The 23022-nt window shown below is 55.9% G+C and carries 17 protein-coding genes; 11 read left to right on the forward strand and 6 right to left on the reverse strand.

Annotation, left to right across the window (positions count from 1 at the left end):
* Positions 1-94 precede the first annotated feature (94 nt).
* The 3 genes from ACIOU6_RS02715 to ACIOU6_RS02725 all read right to left on the reverse strand — a co-directional run bounded on the left by ACIOU6_RS02715 (position 95) and on the right by ACIOU6_RS02725 (position 4426).
* Entirely contained in the window at positions 95-2716 is a 2622-nt protein-coding gene (locus tag ACIOU6_RS02715; RefSeq protein WP_401133603.1) for an AAA family ATPase, read from the reverse strand.
* A 90-nt stretch (positions 2717-2806) separates the two neighbouring features.
* Positions 2807-3484, reverse strand: coding sequence for a DUF5710 domain-containing protein (locus tag ACIOU6_RS02720; RefSeq protein WP_401133606.1), 678 nt, complete (start codon positions 3482-3484; stop codon positions 2807-2809).
* Between the two features lie 297 nt (positions 3485-3781).
* Positions 3782-4426: a DUF2026 family protein gene (locus tag ACIOU6_RS02725; RefSeq protein WP_401133609.1), complete on the reverse strand. Its 645-nt coding sequence runs from the start codon at positions 4424-4426 to the stop codon at positions 3782-3784.
* Positions 4427-5135: 709 nt separating this feature from the next.
* Here ACIOU6_RS02725 and ACIOU6_RS02730 point away from each other — a divergent pair.
* Together ACIOU6_RS02730 and ACIOU6_RS02735 are read left to right on the forward strand one after the other, a co-directional pair.
* Positions 5136-6428 carry an AAA family ATPase gene (locus ACIOU6_RS02730; RefSeq protein WP_072346006.1) on the forward strand — a complete coding sequence of 431 codons (1293 nt, stop codon included), beginning with the start codon at positions 5136-5138 and terminating at the stop codon, positions 6426-6428.
* Positions 6425-7102, forward strand: coding sequence for a hypothetical protein (locus ACIOU6_RS02735; protein ID WP_274318894.1), 678 nt, complete (start codon positions 6425-6427; stop codon positions 7100-7102). The genes ACIOU6_RS02730 and ACIOU6_RS02735 overlap by 4 nt, the downstream gene beginning before the upstream one ends.
* Positions 7103-7489: 387 nt before the next feature.
* Here the strand turns inward: ACIOU6_RS02735 and ACIOU6_RS02740 are convergent, their stop codons facing one another.
* Positions 7490-8404 (reverse strand): LysR family transcriptional regulator, encoded by a 915-nt coding sequence (locus ACIOU6_RS02740; RefSeq protein ID WP_260455809.1) that lies wholly within the window; start codon positions 8402-8404, stop codon positions 7490-7492.
* 269 nt (positions 8405-8673) lie between these two features.
* On the opposite strand from ACIOU6_RS02740, the gene ACIOU6_RS02745 reads away from it, so the two are divergent.
* The 4 genes from ACIOU6_RS02745 (at position 8674) to pgm (ending at position 14915) form a co-directional block, all read left to right on the forward strand.
* Positions 8674-9696 carry a zinc-dependent alcohol dehydrogenase family protein gene (locus ACIOU6_RS02745; protein ID WP_221731807.1) on the forward strand — a complete coding sequence of 341 codons (1023 nt, stop codon included), beginning with the start codon at positions 8674-8676 and terminating at the stop codon, positions 9694-9696.
* A 551-nt stretch (positions 9697-10247) separates the two neighbouring features.
* On the forward strand, positions 10248-11714 hold the full coding sequence (locus tag ACIOU6_RS02750; protein ID WP_221731806.1) for a hypothetical protein: 1467 nt from the start codon (positions 10248-10250) through the stop codon (positions 11712-11714).
* A 49-nt stretch (positions 11715-11763) separates the two neighbouring features.
* The gene (locus ACIOU6_RS02755) at positions 11764-13164 is read left to right on the forward strand and encodes a PLP-dependent aminotransferase family protein (RefSeq protein ID WP_401133614.1); all 1401 of its coding nucleotides are present in this window, start codon (positions 11764-11766) and stop codon (positions 13162-13164) included.
* Positions 13165-13268: 104 nt separating this feature from the next.
* Positions 13269-14915 carry a phosphoglucomutase (alpha-D-glucose-1,6-bisphosphate-dependent) gene (gene pgm / locus ACIOU6_RS02760; protein ID WP_401133616.1) on the forward strand — a complete coding sequence of 549 codons (1647 nt, stop codon included), beginning with the start codon at positions 13269-13271 and terminating at the stop codon, positions 14913-14915.
* 74 nt (positions 14916-14989) lie between these two features.
* Here the strand turns inward: pgm and ACIOU6_RS02765 are convergent, their stop codons facing one another.
* Complete coding sequence (locus ACIOU6_RS02765; protein ID WP_401133619.1) at positions 14990-15685, reverse strand: pirin family protein; 696 nt, start codon at positions 15683-15685, stop codon at positions 14990-14992.
* A 280-nt stretch (positions 15686-15965) separates the two neighbouring features.
* On the opposite strand from ACIOU6_RS02765, the gene ACIOU6_RS02770 reads away from it, so the two are divergent.
* A complete protein-coding gene (locus ACIOU6_RS02770) occupies positions 15966-18440 on the forward strand; it encodes a UvrD-helicase domain-containing protein (protein ID WP_401133621.1) in 2475 nt (824 codons plus the stop codon).
* A 60-nt stretch (positions 18441-18500) separates the two neighbouring features.
* On the opposite strand, the gene ACIOU6_RS02775 is transcribed toward ACIOU6_RS02770, so the two are convergent.
* Positions 18501-18773, reverse strand: coding sequence for a DUF1652 domain-containing protein (locus ACIOU6_RS02775; protein WP_221731822.1), 273 nt, complete (start codon positions 18771-18773; stop codon positions 18501-18503).
* 263 nt (positions 18774-19036) lie between these two features.
* On the opposite strand from ACIOU6_RS02775, the gene ACIOU6_RS02780 reads away from it, so the two are divergent.
* Genes ACIOU6_RS02780 through ACIOU6_RS02795 form a run of 4 tightly spaced genes read left to right on the forward strand, consistent with a single transcriptional unit; the run spans position 19037 to position 22827 of the window.
* Positions 19037-19852 carry an AraC family transcriptional regulator gene (locus tag ACIOU6_RS02780; RefSeq protein WP_221731801.1) on the forward strand — a complete coding sequence of 272 codons (816 nt, stop codon included), beginning with the start codon at positions 19037-19039 and terminating at the stop codon, positions 19850-19852.
* Positions 19853-19904: 52 nt separating this feature from the next.
* Positions 19905-21311: an NAD(P)/FAD-dependent oxidoreductase gene (locus ACIOU6_RS02785; protein WP_401133625.1), complete on the forward strand. Its 1407-nt coding sequence runs from the start codon at positions 19905-19907 to the stop codon at positions 21309-21311.
* Positions 21312-21341: 30 nt separating this feature from the next.
* Positions 21342-21686: a cupin domain-containing protein gene (locus ACIOU6_RS02790; protein ID WP_401133628.1), complete on the forward strand. Its 345-nt coding sequence runs from the start codon at positions 21342-21344 to the stop codon at positions 21684-21686.
* Between the two features lie 55 nt (positions 21687-21741).
* Positions 21742-22827 carry a polyamine ABC transporter substrate-binding protein gene (locus ACIOU6_RS02795; RefSeq protein ID WP_221731798.1) on the forward strand — a complete coding sequence of 362 codons (1086 nt, stop codon included), beginning with the start codon at positions 21742-21744 and terminating at the stop codon, positions 22825-22827.
* Positions 22828-23022: the final 195 nt, after the last annotated feature.

Here is a 23022-nt window from a genome sequence, read left to right on the forward strand (position 1 = left end):
GCCTTGAACTATCGCTCTCCGAGGGAGTTCAGGCGCTTAGCGGCAGCATCAATTTAACGGGGAGTTGGTGTCCGGTTTGGTAGGGGCAAGTCCACTAGCCTTGTTCTACAACGCTCTCTGGCGCTGTTTCGAGGTGATCACCTTCGCTGCCTTGGCTTTCTTCATTGATCTCGCCATCTTCACTGGCCTCGTCGTTCCCGTTGAACCTAAACCTTATTGGCACAGGCGCCTGGTCGTCCTCTACCGGGGAATAGAAGCCTTTGCTGATCTTTTTCGTGTAGCTTTTCGAGTAGAAAGTACCCATCGCGTTAGCGAAAATCTTTCTCCACTCGACTGAAGAAATTAATGTGAGTCTGTTGAACCGACCATGGATTTCATCCGCTAGGGCATTCACGTCCATGACCGCTCCGGGTTTGAAAGTAGCAATCCTTACCTGAGCGAAAATGAAAGCGATCAAATAGAATCTTCGCCCTTCGGGTAGTTGGACTTTGAGTACATTTGAGCGGATTTTGTTTCGTTCCGCACGGAATAGCGAGGCGGCGGCGGCAATGTTTAGTGACAGGTTCGGTTGCAGCTCACGAATACGATCTTTAGGCAGCTCACCGGACACCACTCCATCCATCAAGAGGACTTCATCTATGATAGATTTGTCCGGATATGGCGTTCTGTCTACCTCTGTTTCACACAGCTTACAAATAGGTTTGGCGATGTCAGTGTGTGGTGTTAAGTCGCCACACTCCTTGCATGCATAGAACATTAATCTTTGCGGAGAGTACGACTCCGGAGAGTCAGCGGAATCTGGCGATGACGGATTGATTTTGGCCAAATGGAAACTACTAGTTGAGTTTTTCGGCCAAAAAAAGATGGGCTGAGGTAGCTTGTGCGCCAGATAAGCGATCCACATTTTCACCAGTGACTGATCTTCGTCTGCCTCTATGAGCCAGGCTCGCCAAGATTCGGCCCAGGAAATGTTAAGGCTAGCGAGATTTAGCGGTGTTCTTTTTGTGGAGCGAGCTACTATGTTATCGATACGCAGTTTGTTTTTTTCATCCTGCAAGGTCGCTTGGTGGTTGGGGAGGCTTTTAAGTCTGGACCTAAATGCTTCCTTTTCTGACCAAGTACGACTAGCAGCATTGTAAATGGCTATACATTTTGACGTTGCCCGAGAGTAGGCGCTAAATAACTCAGCGGTATCGAGCAGCTCCGCGCCAAGGATCAAAATGACAGGTGCCTCCAATCCCCGGAATTTCGTAATTGTTTCGCAACGTGGACGCTCTTTTATCAAGTAGTCAATGTATTGTCTTGATATAAACCTGGCGATTAAAATTACAATGCCTTCAGGTAAAACTCCGCTGTCAATGAGTTTTTGTCTAATGTCAGAAGCTTCCTTGCATGGATTTGCGCTAATTATCTCTACGGCGGTCTCATACTCCAGTGTCCTTGGAGTCGAATGTTGAAGTTTAGGGGGCATGACCTCTTCGAGTATGCTCGTGACCGCTTTTGGCATTCGCAGGATGATGGTTAGTGGAAATGGATCTACGCCAAGCAGCTCGGTAAGGCCCTTCAGGGAGATGTTCCCGCGTTCGTACGGGAATACTTGCGTTTCGTCGCAGAAGAACGCTTTGGGTTTGTTATGGAACCAGCTGGTTAGAGTTTCGCACCAGGAAGGGGTGAGCGCTTGGGACTCGTCGACAAGCAAGGCGCTGTAATCGGCCATGCGCCCTTGATCAATGGCGTCTTTCAGATCGAGCTCGCATTGCTGCCTATACCACTCATCTTCCTTTCCCGCTTCACTGGTGCGGCCCAGGGCGTTGCGCGCCTGCCCACATAGGCCGTGCCAGGTCGCCACTTCGCAGCCTTTTGAGTCAGTAAGCTGGGTGCGGACGTACTCCGTGAGCTTGTTGTTGAACGAAACCACCAGCACCTTCTTTTGCTGCGCGGCCAGTCTCCGAGCGGTTTCGATTACGATCAGTGTTTTGCCGGTTCCAGGCCATCCGGTCACGAGCGACGTCTGGTTCTTTAGCACCCTTGTGACTACCGTGCTCTGTTCCTCGGTCAGTTGGAGCCAGAGCTTGTTGTCGAAGAAGATGCGACTGGCCCAGCCACGCCTGCCGTCGATTTCCGGGGTGAGAAATTCAACGACACGAGTGAAGCGGGCTTCGCCCAAATCGGAATTTCCCAGGGTGGTTTTCCAGTAGTCCATCAGGTCCACGACACGCTGCGTAACGTTCGGCATCTCTCGATAGTCGATGTATAGCGGCTGTGGGGGAGTGGAAGTCGTGTCGTACATTCCAGGCGTGGTCGCCTTTCCTGCAAAGTCGGAGTTGGGAAAAATAAACCCGTAGCCGATCCGGAATCGAAGTGACGGATCGGAACCCAACCACCGGGCGATTCCGTGGACGTTGTCGCGGGTCTGGCCGATGGGGTCGATGGTGTAATGCTTGTGGAGGTGGACAAACTGGTTGTTCCTAACGCCGTATTTGCCGCTCTTCACTTCAAGCACGAGCAGCCCTTTTTCCGGATGGACGATCAAGAAATCGATCTCTCCGGTCGGCTTTGCTTGAGGGTCAACCTTGTTCACAGCGGAGCAGAGCCAGGGAAGGCTGTGGATGACAACGTAGTCGTCCGGTAGCTCCGTCTTGAAGACAGTGTAGAGATCTCGTTCGCCCTTGCTCTCGGTGCCGAAAGGCCCGTTGTCTGGGAACATCCTTGCCATCGATGCAGCGCCTTCTACTGATTTAACTCATGCCGCAAGTGGGCCTGAGGTGCGTGGGGGCCTCGGGCAGTCCGGGATTGGATAGGGTAATTAGGGTTGCTGGCGAACCTGCATCCAGTCGAAAAAATCTTCGGATGCAAAGCCGACGCTACAGTTGGCGTCGAACCGCTCGTTGATTCTGATGAGAGTCATCCGCTGAGCTTCGTGTGGTGAGGTCGGAAAGAAAGCTCCACCGGGTTCGCTGCGCATGAAGAAATCGCCGAGCTTTGCGCCGCAGTTTTCGCAGTGGTTCATCAGGTAACGGCTACCTGCCGTTTTGCTGTAGGCCTGCTTGAACTTGTTGGTGAAGCGATGGAGTTGCTTCGTGACTTGGGGGGAAAGGCTGTCAACGTTGGAGACCGTCCTGCGATGCCCATGGCACTTCCATTCGCCGAGGTTGCTTGTGAGCGGGAAATCTTCGTCATCATCCTCGTAGTAATCTAACTCTTCGTGTTGCTCGGGCAGCTTGAACGAAAACACGCGGGTCAAATTGGAGCAGCCCCAGCAGTCGGACACTGACTCTATGACGTAGTAATACGATGCTCTGACGCTAAATTCAGGTCCGTGCTCCAGGTCTGCGTGCTCTGTTACGGGCAGCCATTGAGCCAAGGGGCCGATGTCGACACCCTCGGGGATGTACCAAGTCTTCAGGCTCGGGTCCCACCTGGCACCGAGTGATTTCGCTTCATCTTTTTCTGAGAAGGGGACTTTCAGATCAATCCTTGCCATTTCTGTATCCGTACGTATTGGCCATCAGTAAATGCCGGATCCCATGCTAGACCCTTCTGGTCTTGTTGGGGGCCCCGGAATTCTAGAAAACGAGCGACAAAGCAGGCTGATGGCGGGATGTGCTGCAAAAGCCCGCTGGTGTGTCTTGGTCAAAGGCTGGCCCTTAACCGCGCACAATGGTTGGGTCTTTCAATCAGGCGGTACACGTAGCCCGCTACGTGGAAAGTCGCCAGGGCGGTGTGGGAGGAGGCTCCTCTCAGGGGCAACCACCTTGTGAATAGCCCAACCCAGCTTCGCTTACCAAGAGCCGACTACTGACACATCCTTGAGCTTCACGGTGGTCATCTGGCCTTTTTCATCACCCACCGTGATTGTCGGAGGGATTGTTTTCGGGGGCCGCCTGTACCAGTCACAGCATCCATTTATCACATCACTGAGAAATCGGCTTTCCAGGACTTTCCGCACAAGTTTGTCGGTCAGCACTGGATTCGGATCGAAGAAAAAATCACCAGCCTGTTCGAGTTCCATAGGGGATGGATTCATGGTCTCGAATTTTCGCTGAAAGGACTTGGCTGGTGGGGTAAACGCGTGGTGGGAAGATTTAGCCGTCTCTGGAAAAATCGGGCTCATAAAATCGATTAGATAGCCGTCGCACGCGACCATCGCGTGGAAGGCGCTGGGGCTGCTATGGGCTTCGCCATCTTCAATTGTTGCGAAGCACATGACCTTCGAGTCTTCGACATCCGTCATCAGGCACATTGCGCCTGCGAGGGGATGAGCCTCTCTCCTGTAGTGTCGGCTTAGGATTGCAGCGCCCGCCATGCTGAAGTACCAGCAAGCGTGAGCAGTGTCTGCCTGACATGAGTCCAGCACGCTGCGAATGACACGATGAATCCGCAAATAGTCGAGGAGCGGTATTAGCTCAGGCGATTTCTTACTCATGGTTGTCCTTTTCAATAAGGGTAGCCCGGTCCCCCGGCCTCCATCGGTGCACAGAATCAGTGTCCAAGCTTGTTATTCAGGTAATGAAAAAGCGTTCTGACCGCGTTGACGTGTCGGCGCTGATACGATTTTTACCTCAGGCTGCTGATTTTGACTGACCCACATACTGCCTACGAAATCACCCACAAGGTCATCATTTTTTGAGTACTCGGGTGGGTCAATGAATTCCGGTAGTCTGGTTCAAAATCGCATCAGCGCCAACAGCATGCCCTTCCGGGTGCGAGCTTGGGCGCTTTCGACGAGTTTGCCTCGATGGATTACAATAGGCACATGTGCCTACGAGGCTTTCCATGTACTCTAAAGACAAGCTCCTGTGGCTTATAGACAAATCGGGCGTTACTCAAGCCCAAGCAGCTGAGCTCATTGCCCAAGAAACTAAGCGTCCATGTAGTGCACGTAGTGTGCGAGCGTGGCTGGCGGACTCAGAGAAAACCAGCGCAAGGACATGCCCAGCTTGGGCGGTCAACGCTTTGGAGACTCGCCTACGTTTCCTCAAAATGATTGCTTGATAATAGGTACAAGTGCCTTGTTGGCGGACAGCACCCAACGGTTTTGTGAACCTCACATTGCGCCTATGGGTCGGCGCCTGAATGCCTGAATGCCTGAATGCCTGAATGCCTGAATGCCTGAATGATTGGAGACACCGCCCATGCTTAAAAACCTGACGTTCGAAGGTGTTGGTCCTGCAGAGAGGCTCGCCATCGACTTCAAACCGCGTCTGAATTTCCTGACCGGCGACAATGGTTTGGGTAAAAGCTTTGTTTTAGACATCGCCTGGTGGTCACTAACGCGCACTTGGCCTAGAGACGGCATAGCCACTCCGCGTAAGGACGCCAGTCAGTCGAGTATTGCTTACTGCTACGAAGGTAGTACCGGCGAATTTGTCTACAAAAGTAATTTCGACCATGAGTCTCAGCAATGGTCGGTTAAGCAGAGCCGTCCGGCAATTCCAGGAGTAGTGATCTATGCCGGAGTCGACGGCAGCTTCTCTGTCTGGGACCCGGCCCGTAACTACTGGAAGGGGGACAAGGGAGAGGCAGCAGCACCGAACCGTCCACGTAGCTTTGACTTTTCACCTGATGAGGTCTGGAATGGTTTGCTTTCCAGCGACGGCAAAACCCAACTGTGCAACGGGCTGATCAGTGATTGGGTTCTGTGGCAAGAAGGTAGCAAGCCCGCTTTCGATGATCTGGTCAAAGTGCTGGATGCTCTTTCTCCTTCTGGTGTAGAAAAAATGAAGCCGGGGGAGCCGATGCGAGTGGGCGATAGTGTCCGATACATTCCCTCGTTACACATGCCTTACGGACAGGATGTGCCGTTGACCCAGGCTTCGGCAGGGATGCGTCGTATTGCAGCATTGGCCTATCTGCTGGTATGGACTTGGCGAGAGCATCAATTAGCTTATGAGCGTTACCGGGTCCAACCGGCAAGAGAGATCATCTTTCTAATTGATGAAATCGAGTGCCACCTGCATCCGCAATGGCAGCGCCGTATCGTCCCCGCGTTGCTCAATGTCATGAATGCACTCACTGGCAGTCGTGAGGTACCTGTGCAGCTATTGGCAGCGACTCATTCACCGTTGGTGCTGGCTTCGGTCGAACCTGATTTTGATAGTGCGCGTGATTGCATCTGGGATTTCGACTTGGTCGGTGCCGAAGTACAGGCATCGCTCTATCCCTATTCGCGTAAAGGGGACGTGAATGCTTGGCTCTCTTCTGAGGTTTTCAATCTGAAGGAGCCCAGCTCCGTGGTTGCCGAAGAAGCGCTGGGTCGTGCCCGAGCATTTTTGCGGCAAGTCAGCCTGCAAAAGGCGCCCTTAACAGCTGAGCAGAAGAGCACGCTTAGCGATATAGACTCGGCACTTCGGGGTAGCTTGAGTGATGTCGATTCTTTCTGGGTTCGCTGGAGCAACTTCCGCGAGCAGAGGTTGGGCAACATATGATTCGAGTCGAGCCGGCGAATGAGCCTGAGAGCTTTGATGAAATAGTCAGAAAGCCTGGTCATCGAGCTATTGCCGAGCTGGTAGGTGAGGAGGCCTTACCCGCGCGTAGAGGGCGGCCCAGGAAGGTCGTGGCGCAAACACGCGAAGATATTCCGGCTGACAAGTTTCCACCTGTGTGGACCCATGCTCTACCGGACTTGATGGAAGCGTACGGCCGTCTCTGCGCCTATATCTGTATCTATATCGAGCGAGTCACGGGCGGTGGTTCAGTGGACCATATGCTAGCTAAGTCTCATGCGTGGCAGGACGTATACGAATGGCAGAACTACCGCTTGGCCTGCACGCTAATGAATGCCCGCAAGAACAACTACCAGGATGTCCTAGACCCTTTCGAGGTCGAGGATGGATGGTTTCGTCTCGAACTGGTCAGCTACCAGGTTATTCCCGGCGAGGGTCTTGATCCCGCGATTGAGGCGCGGGTGCTCGCTACCATTACACGCCTGAAACTGAACGATCATGATTGTCTGAAGGTCCGTGAAGAGTACGCAACAGCATTTTTCGATGGCGACATCAAATTGGACTATTTGCGGCGGCGCGCGCCGTTTTTGGCAAGGGAGATTGAAGGGCAGGGTGCGGTTGACCCCATGGAAAGACAGGAGGAGTTGGGGGCTTAACCACGTCGACTGACGCTTCTTTTCGGTACCAGACGAACCGCATCCTTTTTCCCTTTGGAGTTCAGACATGCTGCTTTCTAAGGGACTTGAGGTCGACAGGCAAATTACCGGTTAGCTGCCCCAGAATACCTTCGCGATTTGGTGTTGCTTCGCCAAAGCGACCAGAGCGTTGACTGCTTTCCGGGTGCGCTGGATGCGATTCTGGTGGCGCTTAACTATGTCGAGGGGTAGGTCTTGTTGTGGCGTTAGACTGGGGGCATCCGTTTCAAACCATTCAAAGCATGCCCTCAGATGTGCCCCCAATGTAGCAATCCACTGGAAGTGAATGGAGCTCCATGGTCTGTGAAAAGGCAGAAATGATCAGCCGAACAGCCTGCCAGCCGACGCCTAAAGACTCTCAGGGTCGCCAAAAAACATCTGAATCCGCGACCGCAACCAACGCTCACCCGGATCGTTATCCTGCGACCCGCGCCAAGCCATGTGCAGTTCAAACGTACGGGTCGGCAACGGCGGATCTTCTGCGCGAACACCACCGGCCGCCGTCAGTGCCTCGGCGGTGTAGTCCGGCACGGTTGCGACGATGTCGGTGCCCGCCAGCAACGTGCTCAAGCCGTTGAACTGCGGCACGGCGAGTACGACATGGCGTTTGCGGCCGAGTTTTTCCAGTTCTTCGTCGATAAAGCCACTGAGGTCACCAGCGAACGACACCAGCGCATGCGGGCGTGCGCAGTAATCATCAAGGCTAAGTGGCCCGGGTACGGTGTCGGCACGTAACAACTTGGGCTGACTACGGCGCAAGACCTTGCGTTTGGCGTTAGCCGGCAAGTCTGTGGTGTAGCTGACGCCGATGGAGATTTCGCCTGATGCCAGCAAACCCGGCATCAGGATGTAGTTGACCCGACGCACCACCAGTACGATCCCCGGCGACTCGGCGCGTAGGCGTTTGAGCAGCATGGGCAGCAAAGCGAATTCAACGTCATCGGACAAACCGATACGAAACACCGAGGTGCTGGTCGCCGGGTCGAACTCCGCTGCGCGGCTGACCGCGGTCGAAATCGAGTCGAGGGCGGGTGAGAGCAGGGCGAAGATTTCCACCGCGCGGGCGGACGGTTCCATGCTCCGGCCGGTGCGTACGAACAGTGGGTCATCGAACAGGCTGCGCAGGCGCGAAAGCGCCGCGCTGATCGCCGGTTGCCCGAGAAACAGTTTTTCCGCCGCCCGGGTCACACTGCGTTCGTGCATCAATGTTTCGAATACGATCAACAGGTTCAGGTCGACACGACGCAGGTCATTACGATTCATCTGGAGTCCTGGCAGAGTCATCAAGCTTGACGAGAGCGGCCATATGAGAACAATGGCCGGCATGAATCTTACGGGGAAAGGCTGTTACTCTGCACCCGTAAATTCAGTTTTACTCAGACGGTGGCAGCCGTTTTTCACGGATTTCACCCATGCCACCCATGCTGCGGAATCAATGACAGGCATGTCGACTATTAATAGCCACTGATAGTCTTGGGTTAGAAGCCCAGATAGAGTTCAGGGCATTAGAGGTTACTTTGACGAGGTTTGCGATGTCCCGCACGATCCGTTTTCACAAGTTTGGTCCGGCCGAGGTGCTCAAATGCGAAGAGCATGCAGCCGCTCAGCCAGGTCCTGGCGAAGTGCAGGTGCGTGTCGAAGCGATCGGCATTAGCTGGTACGACACGCTATGGCGTCAAAACCTGGCATCGTCCCAGGCGCGCCTGCCATCGGGCCTTGGCCATGAAATGGCCGGTGTGGTCACAGCGGTCGGTGCCGATATCGAGGACCTGTCTGTCGGTGACAAGGTCGCCAGTTTCCCGGCCGAAAGCCCGAATGACTACCCCGTCTACGGCGAGTCGATTGTGCTGCCGCGTACCGCGCTGACCCGTTATCCGGATGTGCTCAGCCCAATCGAAGCCAGTGTGCATTACACACCGCTGCTGATCGCTTATTTTGCTTACGCCGATCTGGCACGGGTCAAGCCGGGGCAGTTTGCTCTGGTGACCGACGCCAGCCATTGCGCCGGTCCTTCGTTTGTCCAGTTGGGCAAGGCGATGGGCGTGCGGGTGATTGCCGCGACCAAGAAGGCGGAGGAGCGCGAATACCTGCTCTCCCTTGGTGCGGAAAAGGTTATTGTCACTGAAGAAGAAGATCTGTTGATGCGAATCAACAAGATCACCGACAACCGTGGTGTCGACGTCGTCTTCGATGGCCTTGGCGGCCCGCAGATGTCGTTGCTTGGCGATGTGCTGGCACCGCGTGGCAGCCTTGTATTGTATGGTCTGCAAGGCGGTAACCAGACGCCATTTCCAGCGTGTGCGGCGTTCCAGAAGAATATCCAGTTCTTCGTGCACTGCATCGGCAACTTCACCGGCAAACCGGAACTGGGCATCACCCAGGATCACGTCGCCCTGCAACGAGCCTTGCGTGACATTAACCAGTTGACCGCTGACCGCGTGCTGGTGCCGCTCAAGACCCGTGTATTCCCGTTCAACGAGTTCGTCGAAGCGCATCGCTATATGGACGAATGCCCATGTCGCGAACGGGTCGCTCTTCAAGTCGAACCGGCGTAAAGCCTGGTCCCGGAGTCCGTGGTCCCACGGACTCCTTTGCGTTTATTCCCCCTCTTCAGAAAAATAGACTTCCTTGGTGCTGCCCCCGGACAGTTCAGCAACTGAACTGGTTTTTGCTCCCGATCTGTATCTTCTAATCGAACTATAAGCCCTGATAATTGAAGGATTACTTTCATCTCAAGGAATGAGCCATGGCTGTGCATTCAATTTGTCCTGCATTACATAAAACGGCTAGCGCTGTTGAACGCGCCGACTCTTGTTTAATTGTTGTAGGTCTATTCGGAAACTGCTTCTCTATTTCTTGTACTCACTTGTCGTGGGACGTTGTGGGAAGTTTCCTAGGAATATTCAATATAGAAAAAAACCAAGCAAATACAGGCAGTTGAAGCTGTCCTTCGGTGATTGGTTGGCTTTTAGCAGCTCAAGTGTTTCAAATAACTACGAATTTGTAAGTGTTAGCATTTGAGCGTCTATTACTTACTTGATGAATTGTCGTACGGCTGATATCTCCGTCGTTATGGCATGAAACTTTTGATACCGGGTAAATACCGATGAGCACGATCCATGACCAGGCTATGAATTATGTCTACCAGCAAGTATTGCAGCGTTTGCTGAGCTTCTTTTCCCGTGCAGAGCGCACGGCGTTGCAGTTATTGATACAGCGACTGGCCGTGGCCGCTGGCGGCATGGAGAACATTGGCCATTTCAAGGTACTGGTGAACCAGACCGGCTCGCGCGACAGTTGTTACACGCTTGCATTGCTGCGGGCTGCGCAGTTGAGTATCGCAGGGCGTGCGCCCGCGACCTTCCAGTTGCGGGTGGCGACTTTGCGCTGGAATGGCAATAGCCAGACGGCACTGCAAAACATGCACCGCAGCTACAGCGCACTGTTTCTGTACGATGACCCACGAGTCGAGCTGTTGATGGTGGATCATCGGCAGGTCTTGCCGTTTGATCATCAGGCACCTATCTGTGACGAAGGGCGTGAGGCTAACCGTATCAACTTGCTGTTGCTCGGTCACCGCAGGACCTTCAGTGAAACGCTGGAGTTTTGGGATGACGCTTATCTGGCCACCGCCGAGTACTACGGCCAGGTCGCCCGCTGGAACAATGGTGTCGACGCGATGATCGGTAGCGAATCCCCGCGCCGTCAGAAGCAATTTCTCGATGGGTTGAACCGTGCGGTGCAGAAAGCGGCAATCGCCGGGTCGCTAGCCAGTTCGGCGGGCTTCGAAATGCTGTTCCCGCTGCTTGACGGGCTCGGTGGCGACTACTACCGCGAGTTCTATACGGACGAGGAGCGGGTCGCGTGGCGCCCTGAAGGTCAATTCGAAGCCTGTCGACGCACCAGTTTCATCGGCATCAATGACATGATCGTCGGCAAGCTTGAAGAGCGCTGGCCCTTGCTGAGTGACTTTCTTGGATTTCAGGCAGATGACCTGGCGCTCTATCAAGGTGATGATGAGTACGCAGATCCCTTGGTGGCAGCGCATTTGTGTGGATTGCAGGCGAGACTTATCGAGGGGCGAACCTACGAGGCGGGTATCAGCGATTACCTGCAAAGCTGCCTGACAACGATGCGCGCAAAACAGGTACCTGAACCGCTGTGCGAACAGCTGATTTCCAGCTTCGGCAATCTGCAGGAACCTGCACAACTGCGGTTGCAGGCAGAGTGCTGCCTGCAAACCCGTTTTGATCTGAGCGAAATCCAGCTGACGTGTCTTTTGTTCGCACCGTTCATTGATAGCGGTTCCGGGCTTGAACGGTTCCTGCGCAATTGCCATCCCGGGATGTTGGTTGCGCTGCCGGATCTGCACCGGGCGATGCAAGGCCTGCATGCACCTGAGCAAGTCCTGAAGTGGATGACGGATGTCAGCGGTTTATCGGTCGGACTGATCGTTCGTCTTTACGCCATGGGGCCGATTCAAATGCCTTCCCCCGGCGAAGTCGCCGCGCAAAACGCGAGCCTTGATGGGGTAGATTCCGGGTCGGCAGTCGATCGGTCGGCGGAAGGCTGATCGTGATCCATTTGCCAAAAGGTGAATCAAAGCCCATGAAGGCGTGCTCGTGAAAGCAACGCGGGAAAACGACTTCGTTTATCAGGCGGTTTATCGTTATCTGACGCAACTGATCGACGAAGCGGGAAGTAGTTCGGCGGTGCGCTTACCTTCACTGCGCCAACTGGCTGATCGGCTGAATGTGTCTATCTCGACCGTCCAGTACGCCTATTCGCTACTGGAAAAGGAAGGGCGAGTCTATTCGATAGCCAAGTCCGGTTATTACGCGCAAGCGTTACCCACCATGGATTTGCCCGGTAGCGGCAGGGATATGCTGGAAACTGTCTACGTCAACACCAAGCGTCCGGGAATGCGCGTGTTGAGCGACGACGATCCGGCATCACTGCAATCGCTGGACAGCCCGTTACTGATGCTCGAACGTGAACTGCTACGCCAGTATCCACGCCAGCCGCAATGGTTGGTGCAACCCAGCGGTGAACTGGAATTGCGCACGGTACTGGCCGCACGATACACCTCCTCAACGGTTAACTGCTGGCATGCGGATGATGTCTATATCGGCGCCGATCTTCGTGGGGTGCTGGAGATACTCATTTCGGTACTTGAGTTGCGCGGGGCCACCGTGGTGGTCGAATCGCCCTGTGATTGGGTGATCTTGCGTCTCCTGGAGGCCGCCGACGTGCGCGTCATCGAGTTGCCACTGCTGGACGGGGGAGTGATTGATCCACAACGACTGGAGTCGTTGCTCAAGAAAGAGTCGGTGCGGCTGATCCTTTTGTCTTCGGTATTGAGTATGCCTCAGGGGAGCCTGCTGTCTCAGGCCAATCGACAGGCCATTGCGCATCTGCTGGGGTGCCATGGCACCTGGGTACTTGAAAACGACTGTTACAGCGAGTTTGACGAGCGAATAGACTCCCAGCGCCTGCGAGACTGGCTGGATCCCGATCGCTTGCTGGTGTTTTCCTCGTTCGAAAAATTCATCGGTGCAGAGGCACCGTTCGGTTTTGTCCTTTCGCATCATTGGCGCAGTGAGTTGCAGCGCCATTTCCTGCTGCGCGCGTTCCGATTGTCACCAATACGCCAAAAGGCCATCGCCAGACTGTTGGGGGGTGGTCGGATGGATCAGCATCAGGCTGTACTGCGGCGGATGCTCAAGGAGCGCCGTACGCAATTGATCCAACTATTGCGCGAGCGCCTGGGCGACGCGCTGCAGATTGCAGAACCGCAGGGCGGGGCGACTGTGTGGGTCCGTTCGTTACGGCCGGTCGATATGGGGAACGTGTTCCACCGTCTGCTCAAGCAACAGATCATTATTGCGCCGGGGGAGCTGTTCAGTCTGCAGGGTTTGCATGCGCACCATCTGCGTTTGAGCCCGCTGGGTCTTGGCGATCACGATCTGGTCAGTGTCGTCGGGCTATTGGGCGACGCATTGCGTCTGGCGCCCGACGAATAACGTTAAAAAACATCGCAAGTGTGCCGGATAGATCCCATCGCGCTGCGGTCAAACTGCCAGTAAACTGCGCTCTATTCCTGAACCACCTATTCCAGAGGTTTTGCATGACTCTCAGTCCTTTTGCGGGCAAACCGGCACCGGCAGAATTGTTGGTCGATATCCCGCGACTGGTGACGGCTTATTACACCGGCCAGCCTGACGCTTCCATTTCCACGCAACGCGTGGCGTTTGGCACCTCTGGTCATCGGGGCAGTTCCTTCGATTTGAGTTTCAATGAATGGCATGTTCTGGCCATCAGTCAGGCGATCTGCCTTTACCGCGAGGCTCAAGGGATTACCGGTCCGCTGTTTGTCGGCATCGATACTCACGCACTCTCGACCCCGGCCGGTGCCAGCGCGCTGGAAGTGCTGGCGGCCAATGGTGTGACGGTGATGATCGCCGAAGGTGATGAATACACGCCGACGCCTGCCATCTCCCACGCCATTCTCTGCTACAACCGTGGCCGCACCTCGGGCCTGGCCGACGGCATCGTCATTACGCCGTCGCACAACCCGCCACAAAGCGGTGGCTACAAATACAACCCAACCAACGGCGGCCCGGCCGACACCCACATCACCAAGTGGATCGAAGCCAAGGCTAACGAACTGCTGGTCAATAAACTGGCAGGCGTTAAACGGATCAGCTACGAGCAGGCGCTCAAGGTCAGCACCACTCACCGTCACGACTACGTAAACAGCTACGTTGCCGATCTGATCAACGTGATCGATTTCGATGCGATTCGTGATGCCAAGCTGCATCTGGGCGTCGATCCGTTGGGCGGAGCAGGGGTGCGCTACTGGTCGGCCATCGCCGAGCACTATCGTCTGGACCTGGAGGTGGTGAACAAGGAAGTCGATCCGACGTTCCGTTTCATGACCGTTGACTGGGACGGCCAGATTCGCATGGACCCATCGTCCAGCTACGCGATGCAGGGATTGATTGGCCTCAAAGATCGTTTCGACGTGGCGTTTGCCTGCGACCCTGATCACGATCGCCATGGCATCGTGACGCCGTCCGGTGGTTTGCTCGCGCCGAACAATTATCTGGCGGTGTCCATCGATTACCTGTTCCAGAATCGTCCGCAGTGGCGTGCCGATGCCGCCGTGGGTAAAACCGTGGTCAGCAGTGGTCTGATCGATCGCGTCGCCAAGCGCCTGGGTCGACGTCTGTACGAGGTGCCGGTCGGTTTCAAATGGTTCGCTGAGGGGCTGTTCGATGGTTCGTTGGGGTTTGGTGGCGAGGAGAGCGCCGGCGCATCGTTCCTGCGCAAGGACGGTGGCGTTTGGAGCACCGACAAGGACGGCCTGATCCCGGCATTGCTTGCCGCGGAAATGACTGCTCGCAACGGTCGCGATCCAAGTCAGGCTTACAACGCGCTAACCGCCGAACTGGGTGAACCGTTCTCTGTGCGCGTTGACGCCAAGGCCAATCCCGAACAGAAAGCCCTGCTGAGCAAGCTGTCGCCTGCGCAGGTCACTTCGACCGAGTTGGCCGGCGAGAAGATCCAGAGCATCCTCAGCCACGCGCCAGGCAACGACCAAGCCATTGGCGGTCTGAAAGTCATGACCGAAAACGGCTGGTTCGCAGCGCGTCCGTCGGGCACTGAAGACATTTACAAAATCTACGCCGAAAGCTTCATTAGCGACGATCACCTCAAGCAACTGGTGGCCGAAGCGCAGACGTTGGTTGATGGTGCTATTTCCAGCCAGTAGGGCTCGATAAACGCGAAGCCTAAAAAAGGGGCAGCCGTCATGGCTGCCCCTTTTTTTGTTTTTGAATCAAGCAATCAAGCCAAATCCACCAATACGATTTCACTGTCTTCGATCGCCGTAACCGTCAGCACCTGCTCCTGTGCAATCGCTACACCGTCTCGAGCTTGTGCACGCAAGCCGTTGACTTCAATCACACCAGTGGCTGGAACCAGGTAAGCCCGGCGCCCTTCATCAAGGCGATACTCGGCGGTTTCTCCTGCCTTGATATTGGCGGCGACCAAGCGGGCATCGGCGCGAATGCGCAGGCTCTGGTCGTCACCATCCTTGCCGCTTGCCAGGGTCACGAAGCCTTCGCGCTGCCCTTTCGGGAACGGTTTTGCACCCCACGACGGCGGAGCGCCGGTTTCGGTCGGCAGAATCCAGATCTGGAAGATTTTGGTGTCCTTTGCCTCCAGGTTGTACTCACTGTGCGCGATGCCGGTGCCGGCGCTCATCACTTGCACATCGCCCGCTTCGGTACGGCCCTTGTTGCCCAGATTGTCCTGGTGGGTAATCGCACCTTCACGCACATAGGTGATGATTTCCATGTCTCGGTGCGGGTGTTGCGGGAAACCGGTGCCCGCGGCAATCACGTCGTCGTTCCAGACCCGCAAATTGCCCCAGTTCATGCGCTGTGGATCGTAGTATTCGGCGAACGAAAAATGGTGATGGGCATCCAGCCAGCCATGATGGGCGCCGCCCAGCGAGCTGAAAGGTCTGAGTTCAAGCATGATCGTCTCCTCAAAAAAGGTTCGTCACGGGGCGCGATGTCCGCACCCGGCACAAGACCGGTGGTTTATAGCGGCGATCATCTATTAGGGAAGCATCGATAAAAAGCGTAAAAAATGCGGCATAAGGATCGAATATTTTGATGAAAGACCACGTCGAAACCGTCTCCTGTCACCTTCAATTCATCTCCTAAACCAATGAGCTGTAAGCATTTCGCTAGAACTCAACGGCAAATACAGACACCATAGCCGTCAACAGCCTTACCCACTGGAGCCCTTTCGCGTGGCGCAACACACCCCCGATCTTCCTCCCGAACTTCGTCCATTGGCCGAGATGCCTTGGTTCAAACGTCTTGCCGCGCGTTTCTTCGGCCATGGATTGACCCGTCTGCGCGCCCAGCACCGGGCATCCTGGTTGCACGGCCAGGCTGACGGTTTTCGCAGTGGTCACACCGCAGGCGTGGAGTACGGCTATAAAGAGGGCAAGCTCGAGGGGCTGGAAGAAGGTCGGCAGGTCTTGTTGATTCGCGACAGTCGCAGCACCGAGCATCGCCCGCCGGGTGTCGATAATCACTTGTTCGACGACTGGCGCCTGCCGTTGACCGCCGAGCTGAAGAAACGCATGAAGGCTGACGTCGCGCGTCTGCTGTCCGAGCACGCCCAGCCGAGTGCTGCGCAGTGGAAGATGATTTTCAGCGATACGCCTTCGACCTCTGTGGTTGCCGGAGCCGGCGCGGGCAAGTCAACCACGCTGGTGCTGCGTATTGTGTTGCTGACTCATTATCTGGGTTTTGAGCTCGATTCGATGACCGTGGTGACGTTCACTCGCGAATCGCGCAAGGACTTCATCAACAAATTGATCGAAATGTTTTCGCTGTGGGGTCAGGCCTTGGGCCTGAAGCAGGCGCGGGAGTTGGTGCGAACCTTTCACTCGCGAATCCTGCCGATGGTGCGCAGCCTGCCGGGTTTCGAGCGTTTGCAGGCATTCGAGAACCTTAGCCATCGGGCTCCGGGCGCTGACGAGGAGGTCGACAGCAATCCGTTCGACCTGCGCATCAACGACGCCCAGCGCCAACAACTCAATGCCTGCTACCACCGCTTGGTCACCCGGGACGAGCGATTCCGTCAGCTAATCCAGCCGATGGCCAAGGCAGGCATGCAGCTCAAGGAGCTGGAGCGCGATCACCCGGATGTACAAAAGCGCATGGCCGTCACCGAACTGGCGGCCAAGCGGGATGAAGAGCTCTGTGATGCCATCGAAGATTTGTGGTTTCGCGCTGGCGCCTGGCCGATCAAGGGGGTCGAACCGAATCGCCAGACCTTTGAGATCAACGGTTCGACATTCCATTGCCATGGCTATATCCCCAGCCTTGATGCGTGGGTCGTTCTGGGTTTCGACCCACGGGAAGATGCGCAACTCAGCCGGCCAAACGCTAAGCTTTCCGTACGGGCAGAGTGGGCGGTAAAACGCACTCTGTTTCAAGCTTTCTGTCGTAAGCCATTGATATGGATCGATAGTTACGAGTCGTCAAAGCGTGTTCTGGCCACTCTGGCTGGCGATGCCAGCGCCGGCCCGGGCTTTGACTACAAGGTCAAAGGCGAACTGGCCTCCGCGCCATTGCTCGATTGCTTTGTTACGGCGGCTGGCTTTATCGAGAACCTGGGGCTGGATGTGCCAGACGCTGTCGCTCGCATGAGTTTTGCCAAGGATGATCCGGACCGGTTTTTCTTCGAGGCGCTAAGCCTGTTCTGGCGCGCATTCGAAGACCATCTGCTCGATCAAAAGCCACCGATCATGACCTACAACCGTATGTTTGCGCTGTTCAGCGAGCGCTCACCGGAAAACCTCAAACTACTCGGCGATGAGTTACTGCGGCCGATGTCGCACCTGATGATCGATGAATTTCAGGACGTTTCGCCGCAGATCGTTTCGTGGATTCGCGCCAGCCTCGGCGAAATCCGCAGTCGAGGTCCGGCCATGCATGTCGGACGCGGTGCGCAGCGTTCGTCGCTGCTGTGTGTGGGCGATGATTGGCAGTCGATCTACGGCTGGCGCGGCAGTTCGCCGAGTTACTTCATGGCGTTCAACAAGGAGTTCCCGTCGCCGAGCACCACCCGGGTCATGCTCAGCGACAACTATCGCAGTCATCAACACATTATCGACGCGGCTGAACACATCGTTCGTGCCGCCCCGGCCATTCCCGGGAAGAAGGCCAAGGCCAGCGGTGAGCCCAAGGCACTGCAGCCGGTCAACGTGCTGGAACGCGACGATCAGGCCTTGGGTCAGCGCCTCGCCGAACACTATCGTCAGGGGCATTCGATCTTGATGCTTTATCGAAAAAGTAGCGATAAGTCATTGATTGAAGAGCATATTCGTTCAGTAGTTAATGTTGATTCGAGTTTGCCGTACGAGGCGCGGCGCTTGAAACAACTGACGTATCACAGCGCCAAAGGCTTGCAGGCCGATGCGGTGTTTTTGCTGGGCGACTGTCAGCACTTGACCAGTTCGCCCTACAAGAATCAGGTCTACCGCATGGCTGGATTGGGCAAAAGCGGCGATAACGAGCCTTACGACAGCGCGCAGAAAGACGAAATCCTGCGCCTGGCGTACGTCGGCATCACCCGAGCGGTGAGTCATTGCTACTGGTATGTCGAACCGCAGGAAGCGCAAGCAGTGAACATGCCCCGGGCGTCCGACCGGATCGCCAAGGGCAAGCCGTTCTTCGTTGATCACCGTGCAGCAAGGCAAACCGCCTGAAAGCATCGGCAAAAAAACAGCCCGTAAAAAATACGGGCTTTTTTGTTTTAAATCATAAGCTTAAGCGTAACTCCTAAAAGACTCTGGAGGAATGAAAGCTTCCAGCTCATCCTCCACAGCCTCGATAATTCGCTCGACATCCGCCGCATTCATCACCGTGGCACAAGGAATGCCGGCGATGGCGATCATGGTTTCGCCGCTGGCACGATCAAACAGACGGGCGATCATGCTGCCCGGCGCATCCATCGTTGCCTCGAAACCCATGGGATGAAAATGCCAGCGCATCAGCTGGCATGCATTGGGGAACGTGACTTTGCTTGAACTTGTATTCATGTGTTGCCCGCCTTCTTCATCGAGCGCTTCCTTTTGCTCATGTGAGGTGGGAAGAGCCTTCATTGGCTCAACCAGTGACTGACATTAAAAGTAGCATCCTGATGTGAAACTACTGTGAGATTTTTCAGTTCATTTTGCGATTGCTTCGCATTTTTTGATGTAAGTCATGGCCTACGCAATCGTCGCCAAAATGCCACTATGGATTAATCATTGATGCGCGTGGCGATCTTGGGCAAGCTCGAATCTTTTTCGCCGAGTCTAATATGCACGCCGACGATGACGGCCCAGAACAGACCCAGGCCACGGCCAACACGGTCATGCGTTACCACTTGAGTTGGAAGCGCCGCGACCTGGACAGTGTCATGGCGCTGTACCACCCAGAGATCCAATACAACGATTTCTTCCAGAACCGCGTGCTCGGCCTCGAAGACTTGCGTGAGTACGTGCGGGTCAGCATGCCCCGAGAGTCCGACGAAGCCCTCGAGCATTGCGACCGCATTCGCGTCGATGGCAACACGGCGTTCATTCAATACGAAGTGACCCTGCGCGGCGGCGACGGCTTGGTGTCGTTCCGCTCCAGCGAAGCCATTACGGTCAAGGACGGGCTGATCTGGCGCGTCAACGAATACGCTTCACTCGTGCGTGCGCAGGCCAGCAACAAGGCCGCGCCGAATCAGCGGCCAGCCGCCAGTCGGCTGGGCCTCTCGCCGCGCCAGCTGAGTTTTATGGCCGAAGACCTGCAGCAGTACTTCGAGCGACAGCAGCCATACCTTGATCCACAACTCGACCTGCAGCGTGTGGCGAAGGAGTGCGGGTACAGCCGCAATCAGATGTCTTATTTGCTCAATCAAGTGCTAGGCCAAAGCTTCTATAGGTACGTCAATCAGGCGCGACTGCAGCATTTGCTCAAGTCTCTGGATGATGCTGCCCCACCTCTGCGCATTGACGACATGGCGTTCGCCTCCGGATTCAATTCGATATCGGCGTTTTATAGCTGTTTCCGCCAGCACACCGGTCAGTCACCCAAGGCTTACGCCAAACAAATTTCTTTGCGGGCACGCGCGCAAGACATCGGCTGAGCAAGCGCACTAGGATCGACGCCATCGAAGGTTTTCAGTGGCGGAGTCTTGCATGCCGGCGTGGCGCACTATCAGTTTGTGGTTGGATCAACTCGATGAGTCGCTGACCGCGCGGCCGAAGCTGACACAGGACCTTGATGTCGACGTGGCGATCATCGGCGCCGGTTACACCGGGCTGTGGACGGCGTACTACCTGAAGAAGCTCGCCCCCGAACTCGACATCGCAATCGTCGAGGCGCAAACCGCCGGTTTTGGTGCCTCTGGTCGTAACGGTGGCTGGCTGATGGGTAATTTGCTGGGTGAGGATCGCTTGCTCGCCGGGCTGTCACCGCAGCAGCGTCGCGCTTCGTTTGATCTGCTGCACGCCATCCCCGACGAGGTTGAAGTTGTCATCGAACGTGAAGGCATTGACTGCGATTATCGTAAAGGCGGTGTGTTGTATTGCGCTGCACGTTATCCAGAGCAGGAAGCGTCTCTGCGTGAATACCTGGCCAAGCTGCACGCACAAGGCCTGACCGACGACGATTACCGCTGGCTCAGCCCCGAGCAACTGGCGCAGCAGATCCGCGTCGCCAAACCTTATGGCGGCATTTACGCGCCGCACGTAGCGACCCTCCACCCGGCCAAACTGGTTCGGGGTCTGGCGCGCACCGTGGAAAACATGGGCGTGAAAATCTTCGAAAAAAGCCCGGTCACGCATTGGCAGTCAGGCAGCTTGCGCACCGCCAAGGCGAGCGTGCGCAGCCGCTGGATCGTGCCGGCGGTCGAAGGTTATTCGGTGACGTTGCCGCCCTTGGGTCGCTATCAGTTGCCGGTGCAGAGCCTGATCGTCGCCACCGAACCTTTGTCCGCTGCCACTTGGGACGAAATTGGCCTCAATCGCGGCCAGGCCTTCAGCGAGTTCAGCCGCCAAGTCACCTACGGCCAGCGCAGCGCCGATAACCGCTTGGTTTTCGGCGCCCGCGGCGGCTATCAGTTCGCCGGCAAGCTGCGCCACAACTTCGACCTGACCCGTGATGAAGTCGAACTGCGCCGTTATCTGTTCGGCGAGCTGTTCCCACAACTGAAAAACGTGCAGATCACCCACGCGTGGGGCGGCAATCTCGGCATGTCCCGGCACTTCAAGCCGCACATGCTTTGCGATCGGGCTAACGGTATCGCGCTGTCCGGCGGCTATGGCGGGGAGGGCGTCGGTGCCAGCCACCTCGGCGGTCGCACCCTGGCGGATCTGATTCTGGAGCGCGACAGCGAACTCACTAAACAGCCGTGGGTGTTGCCCGATGGCGGGATTCACGCGCTGCGCGCCTGGGAGCCAGAGCCATGCCGCTGGCTGGGCTACAACGCGATCATCAAGAGTTTCGTCCACGAAGACCAGACCCTGGCCAACCCGGCGACGGCGCCCTGGCGGCGCAAACTTGCCAGCCAAGTGGCGGGCTTCATGGAAGGTTTCATGCACTAAACGTTGTTTATTCACAAGACAGGTAACGCCATGAGCATCACCCAGTTTAAAAACACCGCCTCACTGAAGCTGGACGAATCCAGCCCGGTGGCCGTGCCCCTCGGCGAGCAGATCGCCATCGCTTCGACCACCAGCGTCGAACGCGACGATGGCGTTGAAACCGGCGTCTGGGAATGTACACCCGGCCGGTGGCGCCGGCAGATCACCGCTCAGGAGTTCTGCCATTTCATCTCCGGCCGCTGCACGTTCACCCCGGACGACGGTGGCGAAACCCTGCACATACAAGGTGGCGACGCACTGATGTTGCCGGCCAACACGCTCGGTATCTGGGATATCCAGGAAACCGTGCGCAAGAGCTATGTGCTGATTTTCTGATTGTTTGATCCTTTGATTGCCTGCCAACAACAATAGCCTTTACAGGAATCGACTCATGATCCAGAAAACCCTCGCCTTGGCGCCGCTGTTGCTGGTCGCCTCCATCAGTCATGCCGCCGAAACGGTCAAGGTTTACAACTGGTCCGATTACATTGCGCCGGACACCATCAGGAATTTCGAGAAAGAGACAGGCGTTGGCGTCACCTATGACGTCTACGACAGCAACGAAACCCTCGACGGCAAGTTGATGACCGGACAATCCGGTTACGACGTGGTGTTTCCTTCCAACCACTTCATGGCCCGGCAAATTCAGGGCGGCGCGCTAAAGAAGCTCGACAAGAGCCAGTTGCCAAACTGGAAGAACCTCAACCCGGTGCTGCTCAAAGCCTTGCAGACCAACGACCCGGGTAACGAGCACGGCTTCCCGTATCTGTGGGGTAGCACCGGCATCGGCTACAACGTTGCCAAGGTCAAAGCGGTGCTGGGTAACAATGCACCGGTGGATTCCTGGGACCTGATCTTCAAACCGCAGTACATGGAAAAGCTGCAAAAGTGCGGCGTGGCGATACTCGACAACGGCCCGGAGCTGCTGCCGGCGGCGCTCAATTACCTGGGCCTGCCGCCCCACAGCAAAAATCCCGAGGATTACAAGAAGGCCGAAGCTTTGCTGATGAAAGTTCGGCCCTACGTCAGTTACTTTCATTCCTCCAAGTACACCAGTGACTTGGCTAATGGCGACATTTGCGTAGCGGTTGGCTTCTCCGGCGACATTCTGCAAGCACAAAACCGTGCCAAGGAAGCGAAGAACGGCATCGATATCGGTTATGCGATTCCCAGGGAAGGCGCCGCCATCTGGTTCGACATGGTCGCCATGCCGGTCGATGCGCCCGACGAGAAGGCCGGTTACGCGTTCATGAATTACCTGCTGCGTCCGGACGTGATGGCCGGCATCAGTAATTACGTGCACTACGCCAACGGCAACGAGCAGGCCGACAGCCTGATCGATCCGGCGATCAAGAACGACACCAAGGTCTATCCGAGTCCGGAGATGATGGGGAAATTGTTTGCGCTTGAGGCTATGCCGCTGAACATCGACCGGATTCGTACGCGGGTGTGGAACAAGATCCGTACCGGTAGCTGATCCAGCAACAACCGTGGGAGCGGATTTGCTCGCGAAGGCGTCGTGTCAGGCAATGCGTTGGCTTACTGCCCCATCGCTTTCGCGAGCAAAGCCGCTGCCACATTTGTTATTCATTGTCTGTTTATTGATTGATAGCAATACACTGGCATCGCACTAATAAAGTGCATGAAAATGCGACGTGCCTAACAAAATGCA

This window comes from Pseudomonas sp. NPDC087615 (assembly GCF_044743445.1).
Classification (GTDB): domain Bacteria; phylum Pseudomonadota; class Gammaproteobacteria; order Pseudomonadales; family Pseudomonadaceae; genus Aquipseudomonas; species Aquipseudomonas baetica_A.